The sequence below is a fragment of the [Brevibacterium] flavum genome (genome assembly GCF_019317305.1).
In the GTDB taxonomy this organism is placed as follows: domain Bacteria; phylum Actinomycetota; class Actinomycetes; order Mycobacteriales; family Mycobacteriaceae; genus Corynebacterium; species Corynebacterium glutamicum.
In genome coordinates this window covers 496493-520298 of the sequence record NZ_CP079240.1, presented here as the reverse complement: position 1 = coordinate 520298, position 23806 = coordinate 496493, and the positions used below count along the sequence as shown (strand labels likewise).

Here is a 23806-nt window from a genome sequence, read left to right as displayed (position 1 = left end):
GGGGTTTTTGGGCTTGGGAATTGCTGGTTAGTACTTGCGCGCCCTGCCCGAGCGCCATTCAATAAGCAGCGAAGACGCCAGCATAGCCACGGTCGCAGCCATTGGATGCAGCAAGCCGGACACTGCAATCACCATGGCAACACCGTTATAGATCCAGGCCAGAGCAATATTGCCATTGACCAACTTGGCGTAGCGTCGAGCCAGTTTAAACAGCGTCGGCACACTCATGACCTCTTCGCGCATGACCACAACGTCAGCTGCCGGGTCATCGGAATCATCACGCAGTTCTGAGGGACGATCGACGCCCATCAGTACACCCACGTCAGCGACTTTCAAACAGTCCATTACTGATTCATCGCCGATCATCGCGACAGTGGATCCGCGGGTGTGGACTGCACGGACAACCTGGGCTTTCTTGCCCGGCGCGATGCCGGCCAAGACGTGGGTGATGCCTAAGCTGTCTGCGTATCGACGTGCCACCGGGTAAGTATCACGTGAAAGCATCATGGTCTCGATGCCTTGTTCTTCAATCGCAATAATCGCATCGGAGGAATCTGATCTCACGTGGTCACTTAGAGTGATAACTCCGCGGTCTTTGCCTTTCCATCGCACGATCAGTGGTGCGCCACCTGAGGTTGCTGCTGCCACTAGTCGGGGGCTTAAGTGCTCACGGACTTCTGTCATGGATCGTGGTCGCCACAGGAGTGCTTCTGTGGTGCGCATGATTTTTTCGCCAGATGGTTTGATCAGTGGCAGCTCGATGGTTGCTTGGAATGAGCCGGCTTCGGTGATTTCCACGTTGCCTACTTCAATCCAGTGTGGGACATCTTCACCACCGGCGCCGGTATCACGAGCTTCACGGGATGCTTTCACCAGTGCTTTGGAAATCGCGTGGTGGGATTCCATGGCCAACGCCCCGGCGACACGCAGCACTAGTTCTGGGTCCTCGCCTTTGTCTGCGGTGACGGTTTCCACTGTCATTTCGCCATCGGTTAGTGTGCCCACACGATTAAATACGGCAGTATCCACATCATCGAGAACTCGGAAAATTTCACCAGAGCGGACCAAAATACCGTGTCGTGCTGCAGCTTCGATGGAATTCCTCGTGGCAAGTGGAGCAGACAACGCTAAGGCCACCGGAGCCACGCACGCAAGGACAGCCAAGGTAGTGGTAAATGCAGCGTTGATGTTTCCAGAGATCAGTGCCCACAGACAGAAGTCCACCACAGCAAGGGTGAACGTGATGGGCACAAGGTTACCGGCCGAACGGATCGCTGCCCTATTGTGGCGGTTTTCCTTCAACGTCGCTTCTTTAACCCACCTATGTACCGCGGCGATGCGGGTGCGGTGACCAGTGCGAATAACACGAACCTTGATTTCGGATTCGAGGTTGAGGCTGCCGGCGAAAACTTTGTCATTTACTTTTACATCACGCTGGTCTTGTCCCATGATGATGCTAGCTGCGATCCGCGAACCGCCACCGATGACAGTGCCATCCACAGGGATCGTGGTATTAGGTGGAACTTTCACATCGTCATTGACACGGACTTCCTGCACTGGAATGTCCAGCTCCTGGACTACGCGCTTCAATCGGTGTTTACGCACCACAGTGACAATGCGCTGTGGATCGATTTGGAGGCGACCAAGTTCCGCTAACAAACTGGATTGGCTTCGACGCCTTGTCAGCAGCCGTCCGGCAAGAAGCAACACGGTGATTCCGCAGGCCACATCAAAATAAATCTCGTTTTGGGTCAACGTGCCGTGGTCAAAAGCGAACCAGGACGGATATGACCGCCAGGATTTACCTCCTGGGGTTTCAAACAACAGCATGGCGATAGACCACGCGTATGCAGCAGCAATAGCGATTGAGCTGGTCGCATCAAGAGCGGAAATTCCTCGACGAATACCGCCTGCTGCAGCGCGGTGAAACGGCCAGGCACCCCACACCACCACAGGAATAGCCAACACAGCGGACAACCACTGCCAATAATCAAACTGCCACGAAGGATTCAACGATAACGCCAATACGATGAGCGCAAACGGCAACGACACCCACAAACGCTTAGGTGTAATCAGTGCGCGGGCGGTGAACAGCACATCGCCCGACATTGGGTCTTCATGCTGCGAGGTGGTGTGATTCCTGCGTTTAATCCAACCACTTTCACGAGCGCGTACCGCATGTACCATTTCTTGTCGGTTATGCCTTCGCACACGAGGCGAGATTCGCTTGGCATCCATTCGGGAGCGGTAACGATCAAGGCGTGCTTCCCTATTTACTTCCGCGCTGAGCTGTTGATGCCTGCGCAGCAGCGATGAATTAGAAAGGTGTGCTTTGATGCCGAACTGCTCAAACACCTCAATGAGGGTTTCGGGATGTACCCGATCAGTTGCTGTAATCCATGCAGTTTGTGAAGGATAGATCAGATCCGCAGATACACCCGGGATCTTTTCTAGAGCTTTCTCAACCGCCATCAGCGATGGCGCATTGCTTAATCCCTCGAGCTCAAAGGCCAAAGAAACCTTAATGCTTGAGCTTAAATCTTCCTCTTCTCCTGGGTCGGTGGCTCGGTTCAATCCAACACCTGCCTTGAGCGCCGCTGTTTTGGCGTCAGAGATAGCAGTGTTTACGGCCTTGTCCACCGAGGAAGAATCCGGTGTGCTCACGATAAACCTTCTTGGGTCGTAAAAGATAGAAAAAGAGGTGTCACTTTTAATGTCCTCACAGTATAAGGCTCACGGTAAGACTCACGGTAGCGAAAAAGTACGGTCGAACCGTTCTACTTCTCGCGATTCATTACACGAGCCATATGATTTCGGTCGATGTGATCATTGACTGCTGGGCGGAACATCAAGAGTGCTTCCAAAGCCAACAAGACTGCGATGATTGCGAGTGCGAAGCCTCCAGCGCGGGTGGCAAAAGACAACAGATCTGTCAGCAATACCAACAACATGATGGCCAACAAAAGACGGCGCGGATTCTTGCCGCCCTTTGGCAGTTGTGAAGTAAGTGCAGCAATCACGATGCCAGCAAAGGCATTGATGCCGCCGATGAACTCCTGGTTGTTCACCACAACGGCTTTGTAGCTCTCATCCACATCATCAGGTCCCGTGTATCCGGCGGTGTACATCACCAGGCCTGTAAAAATCATGAACGCTGCAGTGGCAAACAGCATCCAGAACACCACTTTTAGTGCAGTGGGGATGGTGGTTGCATCTGCGTTTGGTTCATTCAGGGGGCGTCGGTTGATGTCATCTCCGCCAGTTGCGGGTGATGGGAACATGCTTGGCATTGTGGTGAAATCTCCGTCGTCTTTAAAAATTCTTCAGTACTTACCGTTTAGCGTCTTCTGGTGCGTAGTCGGTGAGCATTTTGACAGGCTGCTCAGTGCGCGAGAGCGCATATGCCACACCGGCGCTCACTCCGACGAGGATTTGTACACAACCGTCGATAGCAAATAGTGCCATTGGAACATCAGTCCCACCAGGTGAGGCGAAAAACAGCATCAAGACTCTTAGGATAAAGAAGAAACTGAAGATGGTAAGCAGCAAGAATGCCGTCGGTAGGCGTTTGGAACGGTTTTTCACCATCACCACCATCCAGGACAAAATGGCAATCACAATGAGGTTGAAGAATCCCATGACCAAGATTGCTGCGATGACTGTGGCGTTAACAATGCCATCGGAAAGCCCCTGTGCTGCTGCTTGTTCTTTGGCAACAGTCCGCAGCGCAGTCGGGTCCGTAAAACTCATCACCACGTTTAAGATCTGGTGCAGCAGCTCCAAACCGATCATCACAGCCCACATCTGAATCAGGAGCTTGACGGTGTCTTCCTTCTTTTCTCCAGCATTTTTCGCAGAAGCTGAAGATGAAGGCGGGGCAGATTTCTTCGGTGTGAGATTGGGAAGCATGCTCATGGGGAGTCCTACTAATCAGTTAGTTCTTGTTAAGCGTTTCGCAGTGCGCGGGCAGCGTCAACGGCAAAGTACGTGAGGATTTGGTTTGCACCGGCACGCTTGATGGAGGTCAAAGATTCCATCATCACTGCATCAAGGTCAACCCAACCGTTGCGGCCTGCTGCTTGGATCATCGCGTACTCACCAGAAACTTGGTAGGCAGCCACTGGGACAGGTGAGGTATCAGCGATGCGGGTCAGCACATCAAGGTATGGCAGTGCAGGCTTGACCATAATGAAGTCCGCTCCTTCTGCGATATCTAGCTCTGCCTCAAGGAGAGACTCACGCAGGTTCGCAGGATCTTGCTGGTAGGTACGTCGATCGCCTTGGAGGGAAGATCCCACTGCTTCGCGGAAAGGTCCGAAGAATGCTGATGCATACTTAGCGGAGTAAGCCATGATGGCGACGTCCTGGTAGCCTTCCTCATCCAACGCTGCACGAATAGCAGCGATCTGGCCGTCCATCATTCCGGAAGGGCTCACAATATGTGCACCGGCACGAGCCTGAGCAACAGCCATCTGCTGGTACAGCGGCAACGTGGCATCGTTGTCCACGATTGCATTTCCATGACGGTCCTCGGTAACGACGCCGCAGTGACCATGATCCGTGAACTCATCAAGGCAAGTATCGGCCATAATCAGCAGGTCATCGCCGAATTCCTTGCGCAAAGATGCAAGGGCACGGTTCAACACACCGGTTTCAGACCATGCCTGGGAACCATTGAAGTCCTTGTCCGCATCCACTGGAACACCGAACAGATCAACGCAACGAACACCCGCATCTAAAGCCTCATGGGCGGCACGCAGCAGTGAATCTTCCGTGTGCTGATAAACGCCAGGCATGGAGGAGATCTCACGTGCCTCGGTGATTCCATCCGCAAAGAACATGGGCAAAATAAGATCCGCCGGGCGCAATGCGGTTTCCGCGACTAGTTCCCGCATCGCAGGGTTAGCGCGAAGTCGGCGCGGACGACGAATTAGTGCGTGGGAGTAATCAGAAGAAGTGCTCATTGCTTGTAACCTTTGCTCTCTTGAAATTTCTAGGTCCTTGTCCAATCATAGAGTCAGCGGTGGACACGACCACGTCCGCTACTATTTTCACTGCAGTTGGGCGAGCGACGTCACCATGAATTGGTTGCAGAAAAACTCCAGCTGACCAGGTTCATAGTCGGGTGAGAAGCGCTTGCCCACCACGATGATGGGGCAGGAATATACGTGGTCCCCGTTGGGTGCCGTGGCTAGAATCGCGAGGTCAGTGCCGTAGTCATCGGTGATGACGACCCATTCCATGCCCATTTTTTCGCGCAGGTACTCCCCCACCACGATGCCCCACATTTGCTGAATATCAGTGACATCAATGTCCGGGTCGCTCGCAGCTGCCTGCTTGTACTGCTCCACCATGGTCTCAAAATCCTCGAAAAGTTTCGGTGGCTCAAAATGAAAACCAGCCTCCTGTGCGGCGCGCAGGAGGCTGTCTTTCCATGCTGTTGTTTCGGCGTCTAGCTGCTGGATGTCCATGGACAACACCCTAGTGAAAAACCTTTTAAGACGCTTTTCGACGCCTGCGTTTCTTCCTCGGCGGCGGCAGCTCGCCCTTAGCGCGCAGATCCGCCACGTGTTCCGCAAGAGCGTCGATCAGTTCTGGTACTTCGGCGATCTCTGGCATGACATCAACACGCAGTCCCAGTTCTTCAGCGGTCGCTGCAGTCATGGGTCCGATGCACGCGACGATGGTGCGTGGGTGTGGTTTACCTGCAATACCAACGAGGTTCTTCACGGTCGATGAAGAGGTGAAGGCCACGGCATCGAATCCACCAGTTTTAATCATGTCGCGGATGTCAGCGCTTGGTGGTGCTGCGCGGACGGTGCGGTAAGCCACCACGTCTTCGACTTCCCAACCAAGGTGGGTCAGGCCGTCGACAAGCACGTCGGTTGCGATATCTGCGCGCGGCAAGAGGACACGGCCGACTGGATCGAGTTCTTCGAAATATTCGGGGAACACGTCGACAAGCCCTTGCGCATTTTGCCTGGTACGTGCAGGCAGAAGCTCCGGCGTGATGCCGAGCGAGCGGATCTCAGCGGCGGTTTTTTCACCGACTGCGGCGATGCGGACGCCCGCGAAGGAACGTGAATCGAGGCCGAATTCGGTGATTTTCTCCCAGACTGCCTTCACTGCGTTGACGCTGGTGAGGACAACCCACTGGTAGCGTCCTTCGACGATGCCCTTGATGGCGCGTTCCATTTGCGCTGGGTTGCGCGGTGGCTCGACCGAAATCGTGGGGACTTCCTGCGGGATAGCGCCGTGGCTGCTCAGACGTGCGGACATGGATGCCGCTTGCTCCCGAGGGCGAGGCACCAGCACACGCCAACCGTACAGAGCGCGGTTTTCCCACCATGAGTACTTGGAGCGATCATCCACGCCCTTGCCCAAGGTAACAACCAAAGGTCCGCTCAGTTCAGCATCAAGCTTGTGCAACAAACCGAGGGTGGTGTCATAGGTGCGCTGCAAACGGGTGGTGCCGTTAGCGGTGACAGAAACAGGAGTTTCCAAAGACATATTGCGGGCCTTTAGTTCCTGTGCAATACGGGAAAGGTCATCCACGCGGGCCTGCAGCACCAAAGGCTGAGGTGCGCTAGCCAACTGATCCCAGTCCAAATCCTGACCGTTAACATCAGTTTCGGTGTAGGTCGAGCCCAACGCGATTCCCGCAAATGCAGGAACCGTTGCAGGCAAAGACATACCTGGAACCACCTGGAACTCCAGGCTAGCCTCGGAAACTGCAGAGATCTCAGCCAGTGTGGCATCGCTGCTCAATGGGTTGCCGGTGACAAGACGAATAACATCTCCACCATAAGAAAGAGCATCCTGCACAAGCTCAACAATCTGAGCTGGAGTCGCCTCAGAAACTTCCGTGATCTCTGCAGCGGTTGGTGGTGCTGGACGAGGAGGCTTACGGCGTGCACCGTTCTCCTTCGCTTCAATGCAGATGCGCTCGTACTCATCTTCCGCAGCCTGAAGCTTATCTTCCGGCACAGGAATTTCAGTGGCGACAAAAGCTCGAACGCCGCTTAGTACTTGTTCATCAGTAATCGCACGAACCGCGTTGCCCAGAACTTCACGGGCACGAACTGTAAGAAGATCAGGGTTACCGGGCCCGGCCCCAACAAAAATGACTTTGCCTGGAAGTAACTCTTCCGTTTGTCCCCCATGCTGTCCCTCAAAAGATGAAACAGGACGTAAGTTTCCGTGCGTGAGCGATTCAACCCCGATGGTTTCGGAAACCTGGTTGGTCTCGATCCCGGTAGTTTCAGCCATCTCGGGCTTATGGGCGATAGTCATCAATATCTTTTCTAGTACTTGTCTCGAAAACGACCAACGTACTCCATCAACAGCCATGAAAAAAGCCGAATCAAATTTTCGATCCGGGATTGTCCACGAAATTTAATGAAGCACACTGACCGCCGTCGGATGAGGACATAACTGGTCGGCGCACAATATTTGCACCTAAATTTACGAGGGCATTCAAACCAAGCACGCTTTTAAAAGAAAACGGCCAGTTCAAACATTGGTGGCGTAAAAACCGACCACCCTCTCAACAGGTGTTTACCGTGTGGTATATACACGATAATTGAGTCATACCCGTTTTGAAAAACCGCTCCATTTCTTGCTTTTACCAAACGGCATTTTTCGACCATTAATTAGGTCCCCTTTTAACACCTTGGGTCACACCTTTCATGCACCATACAAGCTGTTCAGGAAGATTCAGCAAGAACACTTCTCGACGTTCCACCGACGGCACAAATCGTTCTTTTCCTTACCCACATAACTCACCCCTTTGTTGGGCAGTTCACTGCACATTGCAGTTGCTTGTAGGTCTCCCCCACACGGCCTAAATGAAAAATCTCCAAAGGTGCAGACTTTCCATAAGTCCTGCGAAATGTCCCCACTCATGTAAAGATGTTATTTCCTCCCCCAAACACTCCTTAAAATTTCAAGAAGGGCCTTATTTTCATGTCTTCGAAGCACCCTTTGAAGCGCACTGCCGTTACTGTTTTTGCACTCGGCGCTTCCGCTGCTCTCCTCGTGGCTTGCTCTGAACCTTCTGAGGACGTTTCCACCGCAGAGACCACCACTGCAAGCTCTTCCGCTAACGCATCCGATGCAGCCGGTGAAAAAGTAACCATCACCGTCTACACCTCTGAGCCTGAGGAAAAGGTCGATGAGATCAACAAGGCGTTCATGGAAGCCAACCCAGATATTGAGGTTGTGGTGTACCGCGCTGGTACTGGCGATCTGACTGCTCGCATTGAAGCTGAAAAGGCATCCGGTTCTATCGAGGCTGATGTGTTGTGGGCTGCGGATGCTGCAACCTTTGAAACTTATACAGCACAGGGCGACCTTGCAGAGCTGGAAGATGTTGATACTTCCGACATCATTGAAGAGGCTCTGGATGCTGAGAACTTTTATGTAGGCACCCGCATCATCCCAACCGTGATTGCGTACAACACTGAAGTTGTTGATCAGGCGGAGCTTCCTACGTCTTGGGCTGATCTGACTGATCCTAAGTATGCAGGCCAACTAGTTATGCCGGATCCTGCTGTGTCTGGTGCTGCAGCGTTCAATGCTTCTGTGTGGAAGAACGACCCTGCGCTTGGCGAAGCCTGGATCACCGCCTTGGGTGAAAACCAACCAATGATCGCTCAGTCCAACGGCCCAACCTCCCAGGAGATCGCTGGCGGTGGCCACCCAGTGGGCATCGTGGTGGACTACTTGGTGCGCGACTTGGCTGCTGCTGGATCTCCAATCGACACCATCTACGCATCGGAGGGTTCTCCTTACATCACTGAGCCTGCAGGTGTGTTCGCTGATTCTGAAAAGAAGGAAGCAGCCGAGCGCTACATCAACTTCCTGCTGTCTGTTGAAGGCCAGGAAATCGCAGTTGAGCAGGCATACCTGCCAGTGCGTGAAGATGTCGGAACTCCAGAGGGCACCCCCGAGTTGGCTGACATCGAGCTCATGACCCCTGACCTGGAGGTTGTAACCGCTGATAAGGCGGCTGCTGTTGAGTTCTTCCAAAACGCAATGAACTAGTTTTCCTATGCAGTTATCTCCTTCAAATACGTCGACGCAGCGCTTTCACATCTCTGCGTTGACGTCTTTGTCTTTCATGCGTCTGGGTGTGTGGCTGATTGTCGCGGGGTTGTTTATCACTCCGTTGGCGCTGGTGGTGGGCTTGGCGCTGGGAGGCAATCAGTTTCCTGCTCTGTGGGATTCCGGATTGGGCAAAGCCCTATGGAATTCCGCCTATACAACCGTGCTTTCTGCGGTGGGCGCGACCATTATCGGCACGATCATGGCTCTCACGCTGGACCGAACTGATGTTTTCGGGCGCACCGCGTTGCGGTTATTTTTGTTATCCCCGCTGTTGATCCCTCCGTTTATTGGGGCTATTGCGTGGTTGCAGCTGTTCGGGAAGAACCAGGGCATCAACCGGTTTTTCGGCACGGAAGTGTGGGATATTTACGGCGCTGATGGTGTGACATTTTTGTTGATTGTGCACTCCTATCCCACTGTGTACATCATTGTTTCGGCAGCTCTGAGGCAACTTCCTAGTGATTTGGAGCAAGCTGCACGGATCGCGGGTGCGGATACTTTTACGGTGTTGCGCACCATCACACTCCCACTGCTCAAACCTGCATTGTTATCCGCATTCACGCTCACCGCAGTGGCGAACCTCGCCGACTTTGGCATTCCAGCTCTGTTGGGATCGCCAGCGCGTTTTGAAACCTTAGCCACCATGATTTATCGCTTCATGGAATCCGGCACCGTGAGCAATCCATTGCAGGTGGTATCCACCATTGGCGTCGTGTTGTTGTTCCTGGGAATCGCAGCAGTAACCGCGGATTATCTGGTGTCTTTGTACGCGGCATCAAAGTTGCAAGACGCAGGAACACCGCATCGCTTTACTCTCAACAAATCACGAATCCCAGTCAGCGTGATCACGGGGATCATCGCGTTGATCATCACCGCCGCCCCGCTGCTGGGTCTGGCATACAGGGCATTACTGCCTGCCCCAGGAGTGCCGTTCAACCTAGACAACATCACGCTCAACAACTTTGAAGCAGCACTGAGCAATCCACGAGTAATCGAAGGATTCAGCAACTCCCTCATGTTATCCCTGGGTGCAGCCCTAATCTGTGGGGTGCTGGGATGGCTGATCGGAGTGCTCATCACCCGAACCCAGCATTTCGCCAACGTACCGTTGACACTCACTGTGCTGCTTCCCACCGCACTGCCGGGCATGATCATCGGCGTCGGCTGGCTCATTTTGGGCAGATACACCGGAATTTACAACACACCTTGGGTGATTTTGGGTGCTTACGTGTGTGCTTTTACCGCGCTGGTTGTCCAAGCTGTACGCGGACCACTCAGTCAAGCACCCGAAGCAATCGAAGAAGCCGCACGAATCAGCGGCGCAGGCAGATTACGATCCATCATGGACACCACTGGAGCGATGGCAATTCCCGCAGCTTTCGCCGGCGCAGTGCTGGTTGCGGTAACTGCGGTTCGAGAGTTAACTGTGTCCATTTTGCTCATCGCGCCGGGCACCACCACCCTGGGTGTGCAGGTGTTCAATTTGCAGCAGGCGGGAAATTACAATCAGGCATCGGCGTTGTCGTTGATGTTTGCGATTATCGGTATCGTGGCGCTCGCGTTGACGGTGCGCAGCCAGAAGGAGTTTTAGGTGTCATCGATCAAATTGCGCGATTTAAGCGTGAGCTTCCGCGACGGAACCTTCGGGCTGCAAGATATCAATTTGAAAATTGAGCCGGAAGAATTTGTGGTGCTCATCGGGCCGTCGGGGTCCGGTAAAACCACCATGTTGCGCACCATCGCGGGGTTTGTGGAGCCAAGTTCCGGCAGTGTGCTCATCGGCGGCGAAGACATGACGCATGTCCCGCCGGAGCGCCGTCGCATGGGCATGGTGTTTCAGCAGCATGCGGTGTGGCCGCATATGTCGGTCGCCAAGAATGTGGGATACCCGCTGGCGCGAAATGGTGAGAAGGGGGCGTCGATAAGCAAACGCGTGGAGCGCACGCTCGCGCTGGTGGGGCTTGAGGGGTTCGGCAGCCGCAAACCGGCCAGCCTGTCCGGTGGTCAACGTCAGCGGGTGGCGCTTGCGCGCGCCATCATCGCCGACCCCACCGTGCTGCTTCTCGACGAGGCCCTCTCCGCCCTCGACGAACCGCTGCGAGACGCTTTACGACGCGAACTCGTATCTTTGACCCGGCGCGAAGGCCTCACTACTGTGCACGTGACGCATGACCGCGCCGAAGCGATCTCCATCGCTGACCGCATCGTCGTACTCGGCAACGGTCGAATCCAACAGGTAGCCACCCCTACTGAGCTCCTTTCCGCCCCCGCTACTGCCGATGTTGCCCGATTCATCGTCGACGCCACCGTCCTGAATGGAATTGTTCGAAATGGCAGAGTGATGTGTCCTGATCTCGATACTTCTTGGGATCTAGACGCAGTACAGGCGATTGATGACATTTTCGACGGCGACCTCGTCGACATCGCAATCCCACCCCACTCCGTTGGCATCGGCCCCGCTCACCACCCCGATTACATTTTCGCGGAGATCACCTCGGTGCTGTTCCAGGTCACGTCCTATTCCGTGACCGCGAAAACCCAGAGCGGACACAGTTTCCGAATGTCCATCACCTGCTCCGTCCCCGAAATCAGCGAAACCATCGGGCTCAGCATCGACAACCCGATGGTCTACCGCGCGGATTAAACCAAAACGGCGGCGGCGATGTGGTCCCTTGGTCTCATTTGCACATTTCGCGCTCGCTGCCAGGGGTTTGTGAACCAGGGGGGCGATAAGAACACGTGCTAACTCAAGCACTTAACAGCGACGCTACACCACCAACCCTCTCCTGTACAGACCCATCATCACGCGCACCATTAAGACGCACCACACCAGCAACTTCCTGAACCACCGGCTGTCCCACATACCGCTGCGGGAACTGCCGGTAATGGGCATCCAACGCCTGCACACGCAACCGATGCACCGCCCTCCAACTACCATCAAACACCGACTGTGGAGTATGCCCAGCCACACCAGAATGCGGATGAACCGTGTTGTAATACACCACAAACTCCTCCACCCACACCCGGGCCTGATCCATCGATGCAAACACCTTCGGATAAAACGGCCGATACTTCAACGTATGAAACACCGACTCCACAAACGCATTATCATCACTCACCCGCGGCCGAATCAACGACAACGCCACACCATGATCCGCTAACAACCGCCGCACCCTCGTCGATGTCATCGCCGACCCATTATCCGAATGCACCGTCACCACACCCGGATTATCCGCTAACACCTGCGTTAACAACTCCACCGCGGTGGAGGTATTTTCCGTCGGCGCGACCTTCGCCCCAACAATCTTGCGGGAAAACAAATCAATCGCCAGATGCAACGCATAGGTCTTACCACGTACCAGCGACGGCAAGAACGTCACATCCCAACACACCACCTGACCAGGCTGTGTTGCTTCCAACCTCGGCTTAACCCGTGGCGTTGGTGATCGTTTCACCGGGGACAGGGCACTGACTCGGTCTTTGTGTAACAACTTGTGCTGCTTGGCAACACGCCACCATGTACGTAGTGATGCGCGGTAGATGCCTTTGTTAAACAACATGTTAAACACCCCACTAACGCTCAGTTGTGGGTACGCGGTGATCGCATCAACAATGAACTGGCGTTCGTGTTCTGCCAACGCTTGACGCACCGACGACACTGCTGGCTCCTTCCCCTGCCAAGGCTCTGGTGTGGGTTCCACACCAGGTGCTGCTAGTTCCACACCAGGTGCTGTTGGTGCTGGCACGGCCTGCAGGACAGGTTTCGGTGCAGGACAGGGACGCGCTTGTTGCGGTAATACGCCGTTGATTTCGACAGCTTGATCAGCCGTAATGCCTTGTTATGGCTCAGCCTGGCACAGGTGGTGAGATCTGTGATCAAGGTGTTTTCTTCCTTGAGTCCTTGATCAAAGGCGCGTTGCTCATCCACGTTTAGGTGGCGTCCTCCTCGTCTAAGCCCTCGCCAGGATTGGGCCTGGTCCCAATAGCTTTTCCCAAGATATCGATCACCATTTGATTCTGATGGTCTTTTTGCTTGTAGTGCGCGAGTTCTTTCTTCAGCGCTGCGATTTCTTTGAGGTACTCGTTTTCCATGATCGTGGCTCTTTCTAGTTGTTGGGCAATCATGTGGCGTAGTCGAACGATTTCGACCACGGTTCGGGTGGTCATCAACCCGATCTTGCGGGGTGAGATATCAGCGTCTAAGTCCCCGTCGGTCATAGCGGCGCACCAGGCCATGATGGTGTGCTTACGGAGTTGGTAAAACGTGAGGAATTGCTGGCCCTGACCGTGTGGTTGAGCTAAGTATCCTATGACCAGGTCACGTTTGTCATCAGCCGTTAGTGTGGTGACATCGTCGACTGGGGTGGTGCGTTCGATCCCGAAGCGGTGGGCATCATCAAAAGCATGGGGAAGCCGGCTGAAGGTGCTTATTGCTGCTAGCCAGGTTCGAACGGTGCAGTGGCCGATGTTGTTGGCTGTGAGGAAGGGCTGGCGGTAGCCGTGCGGCAGGGTGGTGTAGATCCGCATGAACTCGAGTCGTGTTTGTGGCTCGTAGTAGCGTCGCCCGTTGGCGGAGATTCGATCTGGTGGGAAGATCGGCCACTCGATGCTGTGTGGGTCCGGCGCCGGTGGTAGCTGGGGTGCTGTGGGGGCAGGGGCCGGGGGCTGTGGGATCTGGGGTAAGGCTTCGGGACTGATCAGATCCAGGTAGTCCTGAAGGACTGAGAAGGGGATGGACATGATGAACTCCTTGCTAAGGATGGTGGTTCACCACTGACCTGACACTGAGAGTTCGAGGCGACGAAACTGCAGTTTGAGACCAAAAGCTCCCCAAGAAAAGTGCTCCTTGGCCTAATACTGACGCCTAATTTTAAGGGGTCCAATTTCGCGGATGGGTCTAAGTATGGGGCGAGGCGTTTTAGGGGCTTAGACGCGATTCTGAGAGGGCATGTTTTCCGGGTTCTTTACTGTGAATCTAGGCAGACCAAACTAGGTGACCGAAAACTTTTTCTTCAGGGAATCTCGATCACCTGGTTTGGTTTTCGACTGCTAGTGAGCCAAAGAGGCATTTGATCACCTTAAAGGGCGACTTCTCATGTGCAGACTTCATTAGGCGATCACCGGATTTCCTACTGAAGTCGTATGACGCGAAGTTGAACATGGGACACCCCCGAAACTAAGCACTCACCTATTGTGGGGGTATGTTTGGCAGAAAAGACGTAAATCTCAGTGCTTTGGAAGCTCGTGTTGCTGCTCTTGAACGCAGACTAGCTGAGCAAGATCGGATCATTGCTCAGCTAGGGGGTGATTCTTCGATTCCGCTTTCGTTGCAGAGGCCACAGTCGGGGTTGCATCCTGAGGTGGTGGCGCTCCTACAGCAAGGTAAGAAGATCGCGGCGATCAAACGTCACCGCGAACTTACCGGGGCAGGGTTGAAGGAAGCGAAGGAAACGGTCGAAGCGTCGAGGTTTTACTGACTCTTTTAGAGGGATAGGAAAGTTTCCCGCATGCGGGAGACGTCGGGTTCGAGGCCGGTGAACAGGCGGAAGGCATCGACGGCTTGGTGGATTGCCATGCGGGTTCCGTCGAGGGTTTCGCAGCCGAGGGCACGGGCGGCTTTGAGAAGTTCAGTTTCGATGGGCATGTACACGACGTCGCCAACCCAGTGATCCTTGGTGAGGCAGCTGACATCAAAGGCGGTGCCGGGGTGTGCTGGCATTCCCATGGGGGTTGCGTTGACTACTCCGTCGGCGGCGGCGATGACGTCTTCGATGCCGCGGGCGTCTACTCCCACGACGGCTTCACGGCCGACTGCGTTGTTGATGACATCTGCCAGTGCCTGCGCGCGGGAAGTGTCGAGGTCAGCGACCTGAAGTTTCTGGACACCGTGGGTGACCAGGGCGTATGCCACTGCGTTTCCTACGCCGCCGGCGCCGACCTGCACGACGGAATCGAGCTTGGCGTTGGGGAGGCCTTCTTCCATTCCGCGGCCAAATCCGGAGACGTCGGTGTTGTGGCCGGTGGTGTGGCCGTTGGCGTCGATAACGACAGTATTCACTGCGCCGAGTTGGGTGGCTTGTTCGGAGACTTCGTCAAGCAGGGGTAATACTGCTTGTTTGTACGGGTGAGTGATGTTCAGGCCGTTGAAGCCAAGGTAGAGGGCGGCGTCGAGAAGCGTCTTTAAATCTTGCCCGGAAGCACGCGACCCAAGCGTGTCGATGCGCCTGTACACGGTCGCACGTCCCTGCGCGAGGCCTTCCGCCTCGTGCATTGCGGGGGTGCGCGATAGGTCGAGGCCCTGGCCGATTAGGCCGAGGAGAATACTGTCGTTCATATTTTTTGGGCTTTCTACTTTTTGAGATTTGCCAGGATATCGACCGCGAAACGGTAACCCTGGATGCCAGCGCCAGCGATAACGGAGACCGCGGCGAGGGAAATGTAAGAATGGTGGCGGAACTCTTCACGGGCATGCGGATTGGAAATGTGCACCTCAACGGTAGGAAGCTCAGACGCCTTCACAGCATCCAAAAGCGCCACCGAAGTGTGAGTCAGGCCGCCGGGGTTAATCACGCAACCGATGTGGGTGCCGCGAGCGTTGTGCAGCGCATCGATTAGCTCACCTTCGTGATTGCTCTGCAGCGCCTCAACCTCAAGGCCGTGCTTCGCAGCCTCAGCGGTTGCCAGCGCGACGACGTCTTCCAAGGTGTCGTGTCCGTAAATGTCAGGCTCGCGTTTGCCCAGCATGTTCAGGTTTGGGCCGTTGAGGAGGAGAATTTTTCCAGGCATTTTAGGTTCCTTTTCTAATTGTTGTTGGGGATCTAGTTCGGGATGCTAGTTTGGGATGCTAGTTTGGGATTCCCCGCTCGAGGTCCCGCACCTCACGATACTGCGCCGCCAACCGCACCGGAGCGTTTGTTTCGCCCCAACCTGCAAAACCGCCGCGGCGTTCCACCACTTCGAAGAACAGCGTGCCCAACGTGCGGGTGTAAAAGTGGAGGAATTCGCCGTTCTCGTCGCGGTCGTAAAGCAGGTGGTTTTCCTTGAGTGTGTCCAAGAATTCCTGTGGCAAATCAAAACGCGCCTGCACATCGTCGTAGTAATTCTCTGGGACGGGCAAGAAATCCAGGCCCCGTTTGCGCGCACGTTCAGCCACCGCCACGATGTCCGCCGTGGCCAACGCAATGTGCTCCGGGTAGGCTGCGTTGAGGAAATCTCCCTGCTCACCGTCCTCCGGCGCCACGCTGAGCAGCAACCGCACCGCATCATTCGGCGAACGCATCACCTGATTGCGCACCAAACCAATTGGGCTCGGGAACTCATCCTCACGCACAGTCTCCAACGCCATCAGCGCGGTGTAAAACAGCACTGCCTCATCAAAATGTTGCCACGGCTGGGCGAAATTGACGTGGTCGATGGCTTCAATAAGACCAGCTTCTTGCTTTTCGACGCCGAATTCCGGCAGCCACTCGGGCATTCCATCGGGGCTCGGCCCCGCGAAAAACAGCTCCACCCCATCCGGTGCGTACACACCTTTTAGGTCAACTTCGCCCTCGATGTGGGGACGATCAATTGTCTGAGCCCGCAGCAATTCCGCACGGGCATGAGCAGCTTCTGGATCGGGGGTGTCAAAGCCCATCGCAGAGATCGTGGTTGGAGCCCCAGTAGCCCCACGGTCACACACCACAATGCGCACATCGCCCTGGGTCCATACCTGGTAATCCTGCTTACTGCAGTGATGACCACCCAAGCGGAAACCCAATTGATGAAGAACCCGAATGGTCTCACCCAAACGACCCGTGGCGATCTCAATGAAATCAACGCCTTCAGGTTCCGCGACCTCAGGAAGTGCACGCAGCTCTAGTGCGCTTGGACGATCCTCAGCACTTAGCGCATGCCAAGTCTGATCTTCTAACCAACGCAAAGAACGCAATCCATCAATCGCGGTGCGGCCAACCTCAGCCTTGCGGAAAGAATCATTGAAAATCTCCAAAGAAATCGGGCCATCATAACCCGTCTTGGCCAGATGAACCATGAATTTCACCAGATCGAAATCGCCTTCACCAGGGAAAACACGGTGGTGACGCGACCAGGACAAAATGTCCATGCTCAGCTTCGGTGCATCCGCCAACTGAACAAAGAAGATCTTCTCCGCAGGGATGTTCTCCACCTCGTCGGTTTCCCAACCACGGGAAAGAATATGGAACGTATCCAAGCAGGTTCCCAGCGCCTTGTGATTCACCTTCTCCACAAGTGCATGCGCATGCTCAAAATCATTGACAAACTTGCCCCACGCCAACGCTTCATAAGCAATCTTGACGTTGTACTTCTCAGCCAAATCGGCTGCACGATGCAACTGCTCCGCGAAAAGGTCATCATCATTGATGGTCGCGGTGCCCACATTGGAACACAACAAGATCATCTCAATGCCAAGCCTGTTCATCAGCTTGAACTTCTCTTCCAAGCGGTGCAGATTCTTCAGAAACTGCTCTTCTTCCACACCTTCAAAATCTCGAAACGGCTGGAACAGATCCAGGGTTAATCCCAAATCCTGAGCCCGCTGACGAATCTGCTCTGCTGAATGCGGGGAAACCACCAAGTCCTGCTCGAAAATTTCCACACCATCAAATCCAGCATCTGCAGCTGCGCGCAGCTTTTCAGCAAGAGTTCCGGACAAACAAACAGTGGCAATGGATGTACGCATGTGGTCAAAGAGTCCTTTTGGTTTTACTGAGCCGCGAGTTGGGCCTCGGAGGCTTTGCTTGCGGCTGCCAGGTCTGCGGCCTCACCACGAGCAGTATGCAGAGCATCGATCTCATCCAGAGTCAGAGCCTTGGTTTCCTTAGCGGTCATGGCAACCAGTGCAGAAATCACACAAACAACACCAACGAAGATGGACACCTTCATCCACTGGTCACCCTGATCACCAGCAAGCGCGGATGCGATAACTGGGACGAAACCACCAGAGACTGCGAAACCAATCTGAGTTCCAAGAGCCAAGCCGGTGACACGCACAGAGGTTGGGAACATTTCTGCGTAGAACGCTGGCCACACGGCATTACCCATGGAGTACAGCAGACCAGACATCAACACGCCCATGAAGAAGATCATGGTCCAATTGCCGGAGTAGATAGCTCCCAGGTAACCGTTCATGGCCAGGCCACCACCAATGGCACCCATGATGAACACTGGTCGGCGACCAATGCGGTCAGCCAGCATGCCGGACAAAGGAATCGCAATCAGTGCAACCAAGTTCGCAACAACTGGAACCAGCAAAACAGTTGAACGATCCAGGCCAACAATGTTGGTGGCGAACGACAGTGCCCACACAGTAAACACAATGTTCACGGAGTTGATCATCGCAGCAATAGCAACGCGAGCAACCGCCGCCTTGTGGTAACGCAAGGTCTTAGCCAGTGGAGATGCTGCGCCTGCAACTGCTTCCTTGTTTTCACGGAATGCTGGTGGCTCTTCCAGTCCACGACGGATGAGGAAGGCAACCAAAACAACAGCAGCGGACAGCCAGAACGGAACGCGCCAACCCCATGACATCAAAGCATCTTCGCTCAGGAACAAGGTGAATGGGATAAACACTCCGGTTGCCAGCAAGGTACCGAACTGGGTTCCGTGAAGAGTCCAGCTAGCAGTAAATGCGCGGTGACGCTCATCGGCGTGCTCCAAAGAAACGGAAATCGCACTGGACTGCTCACCGGATGCAGACAGTCCCTGGATCACACGGCACAGCACCAAAAGTGCCGGAGCCAAGTAACCGACCTGATCAAATGTTGGCAAGCAGCCAACTGCAAAGGTGGATGCTCCAATCAGGAAGAGGCACAGCATGAGGACAAATTTACGTCCGTAACGGTCACCTAATGGACCCATGATCAGCGCACCAAGAGGGCGAACCACATAAGCAACGCCCACGGTACCCATCGCAGCCAAAATTGCGATGCCTGGTGAAGTATCAGCTGGGAAGAAGAGGTGGTTAAGAACCAGCGCTGCAGCGGTTCCGTAAACAGCGAAGTCGTAGTATTCGAGAGCTGAGCCGATCCAGCTGGATAGTGCTGCTCGCTTGGGCGTCTTGCCCGGAGTTGTTTCGGAGTGAGTTACACCCTGAAGTTGTTCGCTCATTGTCGATCCTGTTCATCGAAGGTTCCAGCAACAGTTTCTGTCTGCAGTCCTGTTGCCAGTTAGGGGCTGGTTGTATAAACCGATTGAAATTGTAGGTAGTGCTTTGAAGTTCTAAATTCTGCCAATTGTGTTGGCGTCCCTACTTTTAACTTCTCAGAAGGGGTGGATGTATGACCCTTTCCCTGAACTCTAAGCAATTGTGACCTATAGTACAAATGCATAAACATTAACCGTGATATCCATCTCTTGCATACCGGCCGAAAGGTTTAGCACACATGCACCTCAATCAGCTCGAATTTTTCATCGCAGTAGCCCAACACGGACAGATCAACCGCGCCGCCGAAGAACTCCTCATTTCCCAACCCGCTCTCAGCCGACAGATCTCCGCACTTGAAAAATCCGTCGGTGCCCCACTTTTCGAACGCCATTCCCGCGGTGTCTCCCTCACAAAGGCAGGAGAAATCCTCCACGAAGAAGCCCTCCGAACGCTTAGCAGGATGCAATCAGTAGTCGATGAAATCCAATCCGGTGAACACCTCATCACCAGCATCAACATCGGAGTTCCCCCTGGAATCCCCATCGACTGGTTGCGCTGCCAACTCATCGATTTAGGCCCCGAGACCCGCATTTCACTGATCGAATCCCCCACCGATGATCAGCTAAAACTTCTTAAACAACGAGAACTCGACATCGCCCTTTGTCGACGCCAAAGCGAGGCCTTTGCCACCACACTTGTCCACGAACAAGAACTGGGAATCGTGGTCCGAAAAGACTCCGAACTTCACCAGAAAATCGCTGGCAGAGACAACGCCACACTCTTCGATCTTGAAGGGCTTCGAGTCCTCGCACACTCCCGCGGTGAAGTAAGAATTCAGGAAGAAATCCTCAAAAACGCCATGCTCGCCGCAGGAGTTAATGCCACGTGGATCTTCCGAAAATTTGGGCAATATAGCTCACTGATCGCCGACCTCGTCCACGCAGATGTCGCCCTCACAACCGAAGAATCCGCAGGAACCAACTTCCCCAGCTGGCAATGGGTCCCCATCGAAGGCGAAGACGCCTCCGGAAATGACCTTGTTGTTCGCACCTGGATCACCTGGAACCCCCAACCCACCCCCGCGGTGAAGGCCCTGATCCAGAAATTTATTGACGGAAACTGAGTTCTAAACAGCCGCCATGAGCTCATCCGCATAGCGATGGGCATCTGGTGTGGAAATGACAATGCGATCGATACTGATGTTCTCCAGCTCAATGACCAAACCAGGTTCATTCTTTCGGCACATGCTGAACTCATTTTCCGAAAGAGTTTCATTGACATACGCATGAGTGCCAGCCACAAAGACCCCCGGAATACGCAAACGACCAGTGTGCTTAATGGGACGGTCAACTGAACTGATGACATTGTCTACAACCTGAATGTTCCGGATTGCTTTCCGAGGAATCCTCAAATGGCTACGCCTAGCACTCAACTTCTCCCACCATGACAAATGAACAGTCACGATACGATTATTGATTCTCAACTCAGCCACAACGATCAAGCTCTTTTCTGCCGACTGTGCGGCGGTTAAACGACCCCACCAATTGTGGCATGTAACGCCCCCAAATACCTGCGAGTCACATAAGTATTCCCAAACAATTCACTTTAAGAGGTCACCATCTCCAAAACAGGTCCACATATGGATGACGCCTGTTTGTGGCCTTAAAAACGATTCTAGAGGGGCTTCAATTTGTTACGAGTGAGACAGGTGTGATTCCTGTAGGTTTGCTGATCAACTTTTCGCCCTAGGCGCTCGAAAACCTTTTAAATCGAACGAATTTTTGCATTACGGCCAATGATTAGCGCAAATTCTCGATCGAAATCGGCCTTTTCCCTTTCTGTTTAGCTGAATGTGAAGCAGTCAAAACCAGCTAAGGAGACAATCCATCATGACCGTGAACATTCCCACCGTCGACACAGCAGAGCTCACCCCGGAGCAAAAACGAGACCACGTCATCGCCTACCTCTCCCGCCCCCACGGCACGAAAGGTAGATACCTCGCCCAGCACAACCTGTCAGCATCAACGATTGCGACATGGCGCAGGGGCCTGGCCGATGGTGATCTTGAACGTGGGCTGATTCCACGCCAGACTGGACGCATGACCTTCAAGGAAGTCCGCGAAAACATCGCACTGCGCGCCCAGCTCGAAGAAATGCAAGCCAAGCTCGACGCCTCTGAGGCGCGGAATAATTCTTCCGACACAACGATTGCGAAACTGAAGAAAAACAATGAGGAGCTCCACACCGCAATTGATGCGTTGGGAAAAGCTATCGCGATAATGCACAAGGATGGCGCGGAATAAGACGAGGAGGCGCAACACTATCCACATCACAGCGCAGCATGTATCAGAGCAACCTTGATCTTGAAGAGCACCTGATTAGCTGTCTACGCCGAAGCGGGTATTCCAAAAAGAATGCACTTGCTGTTCTAGGGCTATCGGAATCTAGTTACTACTACCGACACCATCCCAGGCCGCGGGTGAAAAACCCGATCCCGCATACTAAGCGCAGTGGGTCTAAACGCATCAGTGATGCTGACCGCGCCCAGATCGCCGTGCTGCTGTCTGCCGGGTTTGAGCAGGGGTTGAGTGTGCGACAAATCTATTACCAGCATCTTGATAGTGGCGAGCGGCTTTTAGCTGGTGAGCGGATGTTTTACCGGATTGCGCAGACCTTGCGTGATCCGGTGGTTAAACCTGCGCGACGTACTCGTGAACCAGCAACTGTGCCGACGGTGACAGCGACAGGTCCTGGTCAGGTGTTTGTGTGGGATGTGACGTGGGTGAAGGGATCACATACGCGGGTGTTGTATGCCTTGCATGTGGTGATGGATTTGTTTTCCCGCAAGATTGTGGGGTGGACGTTGCAGTCACGTGAAGACAAAAATGTGGCTGTCATGTTGATCGAGGAGACGATCAAGCAGGAAGGTTTAGGTCGTGTTGAGGTGGTGCATTCCGATAACGGTTCAATTATGACGAGCAAGGATATGGCTAGGATGCTTGAGCGTTATGGGGTGGAGCAGTCGTTGATTCGGCCTGGGGTTAGCAATGATAATCCGCATTGTGAGTCGGTGAATCATACGATTAAGCATCATCGTTTGGGGTTGGAGGTTTATGATTCGATCACTGATGCTGATGAGAGTTTGGGGTTGGTGATTTCGGCGTATAACACCACGGATTATCACAGTGGGATTGCGAATTTCATTCCGGAGCAGGTCTTTGATGGCAGTTGGGTGTCTACCGCGCAGCAGCGTCGGGGTGTGTTGCGGCGTTATTATGCGGCTCATCCGGAGAGGTTTCATCGTCCACCGAGGGTGAAGGTGCCGGCGCGGAAGGTGAGTATTAATGCGAGTCGGGTCGGTGATGAGTATCTGTTGATTGAGTGATCAGTATCTGAGAAATCCTACGTCATTCTTCACATTTACTTGACAGGCCGCGTTTCCTGCGGATCCGGGACGAATTTTCCCGGCCAGCACACCCCAGGACCCGAGGGCCCTGAAACCGATTCTTTCGGGGCAGCTGAGAGGTTCCAGAGCAAGGATCCACCACATTCCCCAAGGGAACTATGGTGGATATTCGCACATTTTTTCGCTACGCCCTCAATATGGAAATTTCGGGCCCTAATTAGCTGCGGTCGCCGAGCAAATTGGCGGCTCCGGCGTCGATAAGCTGTTGTGCAACGAGCTCGCCGAGCTCTTCTGGGCGGGCGCCGTCACCTTCGGCGGAGAATACCAGCTGGTCAGAGCCGTCAAGTGCGTAAACGCCGGCGGTAAGAGTCATGGTGTCGCCGGAGTAGCCGTCCAGGGTGGCGTGCGCTGCGACAGGCGCGGTACAGCCAGCTTCGAGGCGGTTGAGCACGGTGCGTTCTGCAACCGCGGAGACAAACGTGTCGGCATGCATCAGCATGTTGAGCGCGCGGACGGTTTCGGTGTCGTCGGCGCGGCATTCGATCGCAAGTGCGCCCTGTGCGGGGGCGGGCATGATGATGTCGGCGTCGAAAACTTCCGTTGCGCGGTCCTGCATGCCGACGCGGGTGAGGCCTGCGTAGGCGAGCATCACGGCGTCGAGTTCACCGGAGGTGACCTTGCCCATGCGGGTGTCAATGTTTCCGCGCAGTGGGAGAATCTCCAGGTCAGGGCGGATTGCCTTGAGCTGGGAGATGCGTCGAGGAGCGGAAGTTCCCACCTTTGCGCCTTCTGGAAGCTCAGCCAGAGTCAGGCCGTCGCGGGCGATAAGGGCCTCGCGGGAGTCCGCACGAGTTGGCACGACCAGGTGGAATCGAGGATCGGCGGCGGTCGGTAGATCCTTCATGGAGTGCACAGCCACATCGCATTCACCGGAATGCAACACATCGCGCAGCGCCTGGGTGAACACGCCGACGCCGATACGCTCGACTGGGGACATATTGACATCACCAGGGGTGGTCACGATGTGCAGTTCAGCGTCGCGTCCGTAGTGTTTCAGCTGGTCGCGGATGGTGCCAGCTTGGGTAGTGGCAAGTTTGGATCCTCGGGTACCAATTTTTAAGGTCATG

The 23806-nt window shown here is 54.4% G+C and carries 22 protein-coding genes; 7 read left to right on the top strand and 15 right to left on the bottom strand.

Annotation, left to right across the window (positions count from 1 at the left end; all coding sequences use genetic code 11):
* Nucleotides 1-27: 27 nt before the first annotated feature.
* The 6 genes from KW808_RS02465 to KW808_RS02440 all read right to left on the bottom strand — a co-directional run bounded on the left by KW808_RS02465 (nt 28) and on the right by KW808_RS02440 (nt 7293).
* Nucleotides 28-2664, bottom strand: coding sequence for a heavy metal translocating P-type ATPase (locus KW808_RS02465; RefSeq protein WP_003860459.1), 2637 nt, complete (start codon nt 2662-2664; stop codon nt 28-30).
* A gap of 113 nt (nt 2665-2777) precedes the next feature.
* Complete coding sequence (locus KW808_RS02460) at nt 2778-3290, bottom strand: hypothetical protein (RefSeq protein WP_003855576.1); 513 nt, start codon at nt 3288-3290, stop codon at nt 2778-2780.
* A 40-nt stretch (nt 3291-3330) separates the two neighbouring features.
* Complete coding sequence (locus KW808_RS02455) at nt 3331-3915, bottom strand: hypothetical protein (RefSeq protein WP_003860456.1); 585 nt, start codon at nt 3913-3915, stop codon at nt 3331-3333.
* Nucleotides 3916-3944: 29 nt separating this feature from the next.
* Nucleotides 3945-4964 carry a porphobilinogen synthase gene (gene hemB / locus KW808_RS02450; protein WP_003860452.1) on the bottom strand — a complete coding sequence of 340 codons (1020 nt, stop codon included), beginning with the start codon at nt 4962-4964 and terminating at the stop codon, nt 3945-3947.
* An 87-nt stretch (nt 4965-5051) separates the two neighbouring features.
* Nucleotides 5052-5471, bottom strand: a complete 420-nt coding sequence (locus KW808_RS02445; RefSeq protein WP_011265559.1) for a DUF3806 domain-containing protein — start codon at nt 5469-5471, stop codon at nt 5052-5054.
* A 25-nt stretch (nt 5472-5496) separates the two neighbouring features.
* The gene (locus tag KW808_RS02440; RefSeq protein WP_499652527.1) at nt 5497-7293 is read right to left on the bottom strand and encodes a bifunctional uroporphyrinogen-III C-methyltransferase/uroporphyrinogen-III synthase; all 1797 of its coding nucleotides are present in this window, start codon (nt 7291-7293) and stop codon (nt 5497-5499) included.
* A 672-nt stretch (nt 7294-7965) separates the two neighbouring features.
* Here KW808_RS02440 and KW808_RS02435 point away from each other — a divergent pair.
* Genes KW808_RS02435 through KW808_RS02425 form a run of 3 tightly spaced genes read left to right on the top strand, consistent with a single transcriptional unit; the run spans nt 7966 to nt 11752 of the window.
* Entirely contained in the window at nt 7966-9045 is a 1080-nt protein-coding gene (locus KW808_RS02435) for an ABC transporter substrate-binding protein (RefSeq protein WP_003860446.1), read from the top strand.
* Between the two features lie 7 nt (nt 9046-9052).
* Nucleotides 9053-10699, top strand: coding sequence for an ABC transporter permease (locus tag KW808_RS02430; protein WP_003860444.1), 1647 nt, complete (start codon nt 9053-9055; stop codon nt 10697-10699).
* Nucleotides 10700-11752: an ABC transporter ATP-binding protein gene (locus tag KW808_RS02425; protein WP_040072512.1), complete on the top strand. Its 1053-nt coding sequence runs from the start codon at nt 10700-10702 to the stop codon at nt 11750-11752.
* 103 nt (nt 11753-11855) lie between these two features.
* Here KW808_RS02425 and KW808_RS02420 read toward each other — a convergent pair whose 3' ends face one another.
* From KW808_RS02420 to KW808_RS02410, 3 genes are read right to left on the bottom strand one after another with little or no spacing between them, the layout of a single operon-like run.
* Nucleotides 11856-12854: an IS3 family transposase gene (locus KW808_RS02420; protein ID WP_499651907.1), complete on the bottom strand. Its 999-nt coding sequence runs from the start codon at nt 12852-12854 to the stop codon at nt 11856-11858.
* Nucleotides 12821-13036: a hypothetical protein gene (locus KW808_RS02415; RefSeq protein ID WP_499651905.1), complete on the bottom strand. Its 216-nt coding sequence runs from the start codon at nt 13034-13036 to the stop codon at nt 12821-12823. The genes KW808_RS02420 and KW808_RS02415 overlap by 34 nt, the downstream gene beginning before the upstream one ends.
* 2 nt (nt 13037-13038) lie before the next feature.
* Nucleotides 13039-13848, bottom strand: a complete 810-nt coding sequence (locus tag KW808_RS02410) for a hypothetical protein (protein ID WP_034983451.1) — start codon at nt 13846-13848, stop codon at nt 13039-13041.
* A gap of 461 nt (nt 13849-14309) precedes the next feature.
* Between KW808_RS02410 and KW808_RS02405 the strand changes: the two genes are divergently transcribed.
* A complete protein-coding gene (locus tag KW808_RS02405) occupies nt 14310-14585 on the top strand; it encodes a ribosomal protein bL12 (RefSeq protein ID WP_003860439.1) in 276 nt (91 codons plus the stop codon).
* A gap of 5 nt (nt 14586-14590) precedes the next feature.
* On the opposite strand, the gene KW808_RS02400 is transcribed toward KW808_RS02405, so the two are convergent.
* The 4 genes from KW808_RS02400 to KW808_RS02385 are packed head-to-tail and all read right to left on the bottom strand — an operon-like array spanning nt 14591 to nt 19236.
* The gene (locus KW808_RS02400) at nt 14591-15442 is read right to left on the bottom strand and encodes a quinate/shikimate dehydrogenase (NAD+) (protein ID WP_003860437.1); all 852 of its coding nucleotides are present in this window, start codon (nt 15440-15442) and stop codon (nt 14591-14593) included.
* 14 nt (nt 15443-15456) lie between these two features.
* Complete coding sequence (gene aroQ, locus KW808_RS02395; protein ID WP_003860435.1) at nt 15457-15894, bottom strand: type II 3-dehydroquinate dehydratase; 438 nt, start codon at nt 15892-15894, stop codon at nt 15457-15459.
* Between the two features lie 58 nt (nt 15895-15952).
* Entirely contained in the window at nt 15953-17809 is a 1857-nt protein-coding gene (qsuB, locus tag KW808_RS02390; RefSeq protein ID WP_003860427.1) for a dehydroshikimate dehydratase QsuB, read from the bottom strand.
* A 23-nt stretch (nt 17810-17832) separates the two neighbouring features.
* On the bottom strand, nt 17833-19236 hold the full coding sequence (locus tag KW808_RS02385) for an MFS transporter (RefSeq protein ID WP_003860425.1): 1404 nt from the start codon (nt 19234-19236) through the stop codon (nt 17833-17835).
* A gap of 275 nt (nt 19237-19511) precedes the next feature.
* Between KW808_RS02385 and KW808_RS02380 the strand changes: the two genes are divergently transcribed.
* Nucleotides 19512-20396, top strand: a complete 885-nt coding sequence (locus tag KW808_RS02380) for a LysR family transcriptional regulator (protein ID WP_003860423.1) — start codon at nt 19512-19514, stop codon at nt 20394-20396.
* A 3-nt stretch (nt 20397-20399) separates the two neighbouring features.
* On the opposite strand, the gene KW808_RS02375 is transcribed toward KW808_RS02380, so the two are convergent.
* Nucleotides 20400-20765: a hypothetical protein gene (locus KW808_RS02375; protein ID WP_034983905.1), complete on the bottom strand. Its 366-nt coding sequence runs from the start codon at nt 20763-20765 to the stop codon at nt 20400-20402.
* Between the two features lie 397 nt (nt 20766-21162).
* On the opposite strand from KW808_RS02375, the gene KW808_RS02370 reads away from it, so the two are divergent.
* Both KW808_RS02370 and KW808_RS02365 read left to right on the top strand, forming a co-directional pair.
* Nucleotides 21163-21576, top strand: coding sequence for a hypothetical protein (locus KW808_RS02370; RefSeq protein WP_006285365.1), 414 nt, complete (start codon nt 21163-21165; stop codon nt 21574-21576).
* A gap of 38 nt (nt 21577-21614) precedes the next feature.
* A complete protein-coding gene (locus tag KW808_RS02365; RefSeq protein WP_231107904.1) occupies nt 21615-22658 on the top strand; it encodes a DDE-type integrase/transposase/recombinase in 1044 nt (347 codons plus the stop codon).
* A gap of 238 nt (nt 22659-22896) precedes the next feature.
* Here KW808_RS02365 and hemC read toward each other — a convergent pair whose 3' ends face one another.
* Nucleotides 22897-23805 (bottom strand): hydroxymethylbilane synthase, encoded by a 909-nt coding sequence (hemC, locus tag KW808_RS02360; protein ID WP_003860420.1) that lies wholly within the window; start codon nt 23803-23805, stop codon nt 22897-22899.
* Between the last annotated feature and the right edge of the window lies 1 nt (nt 23806).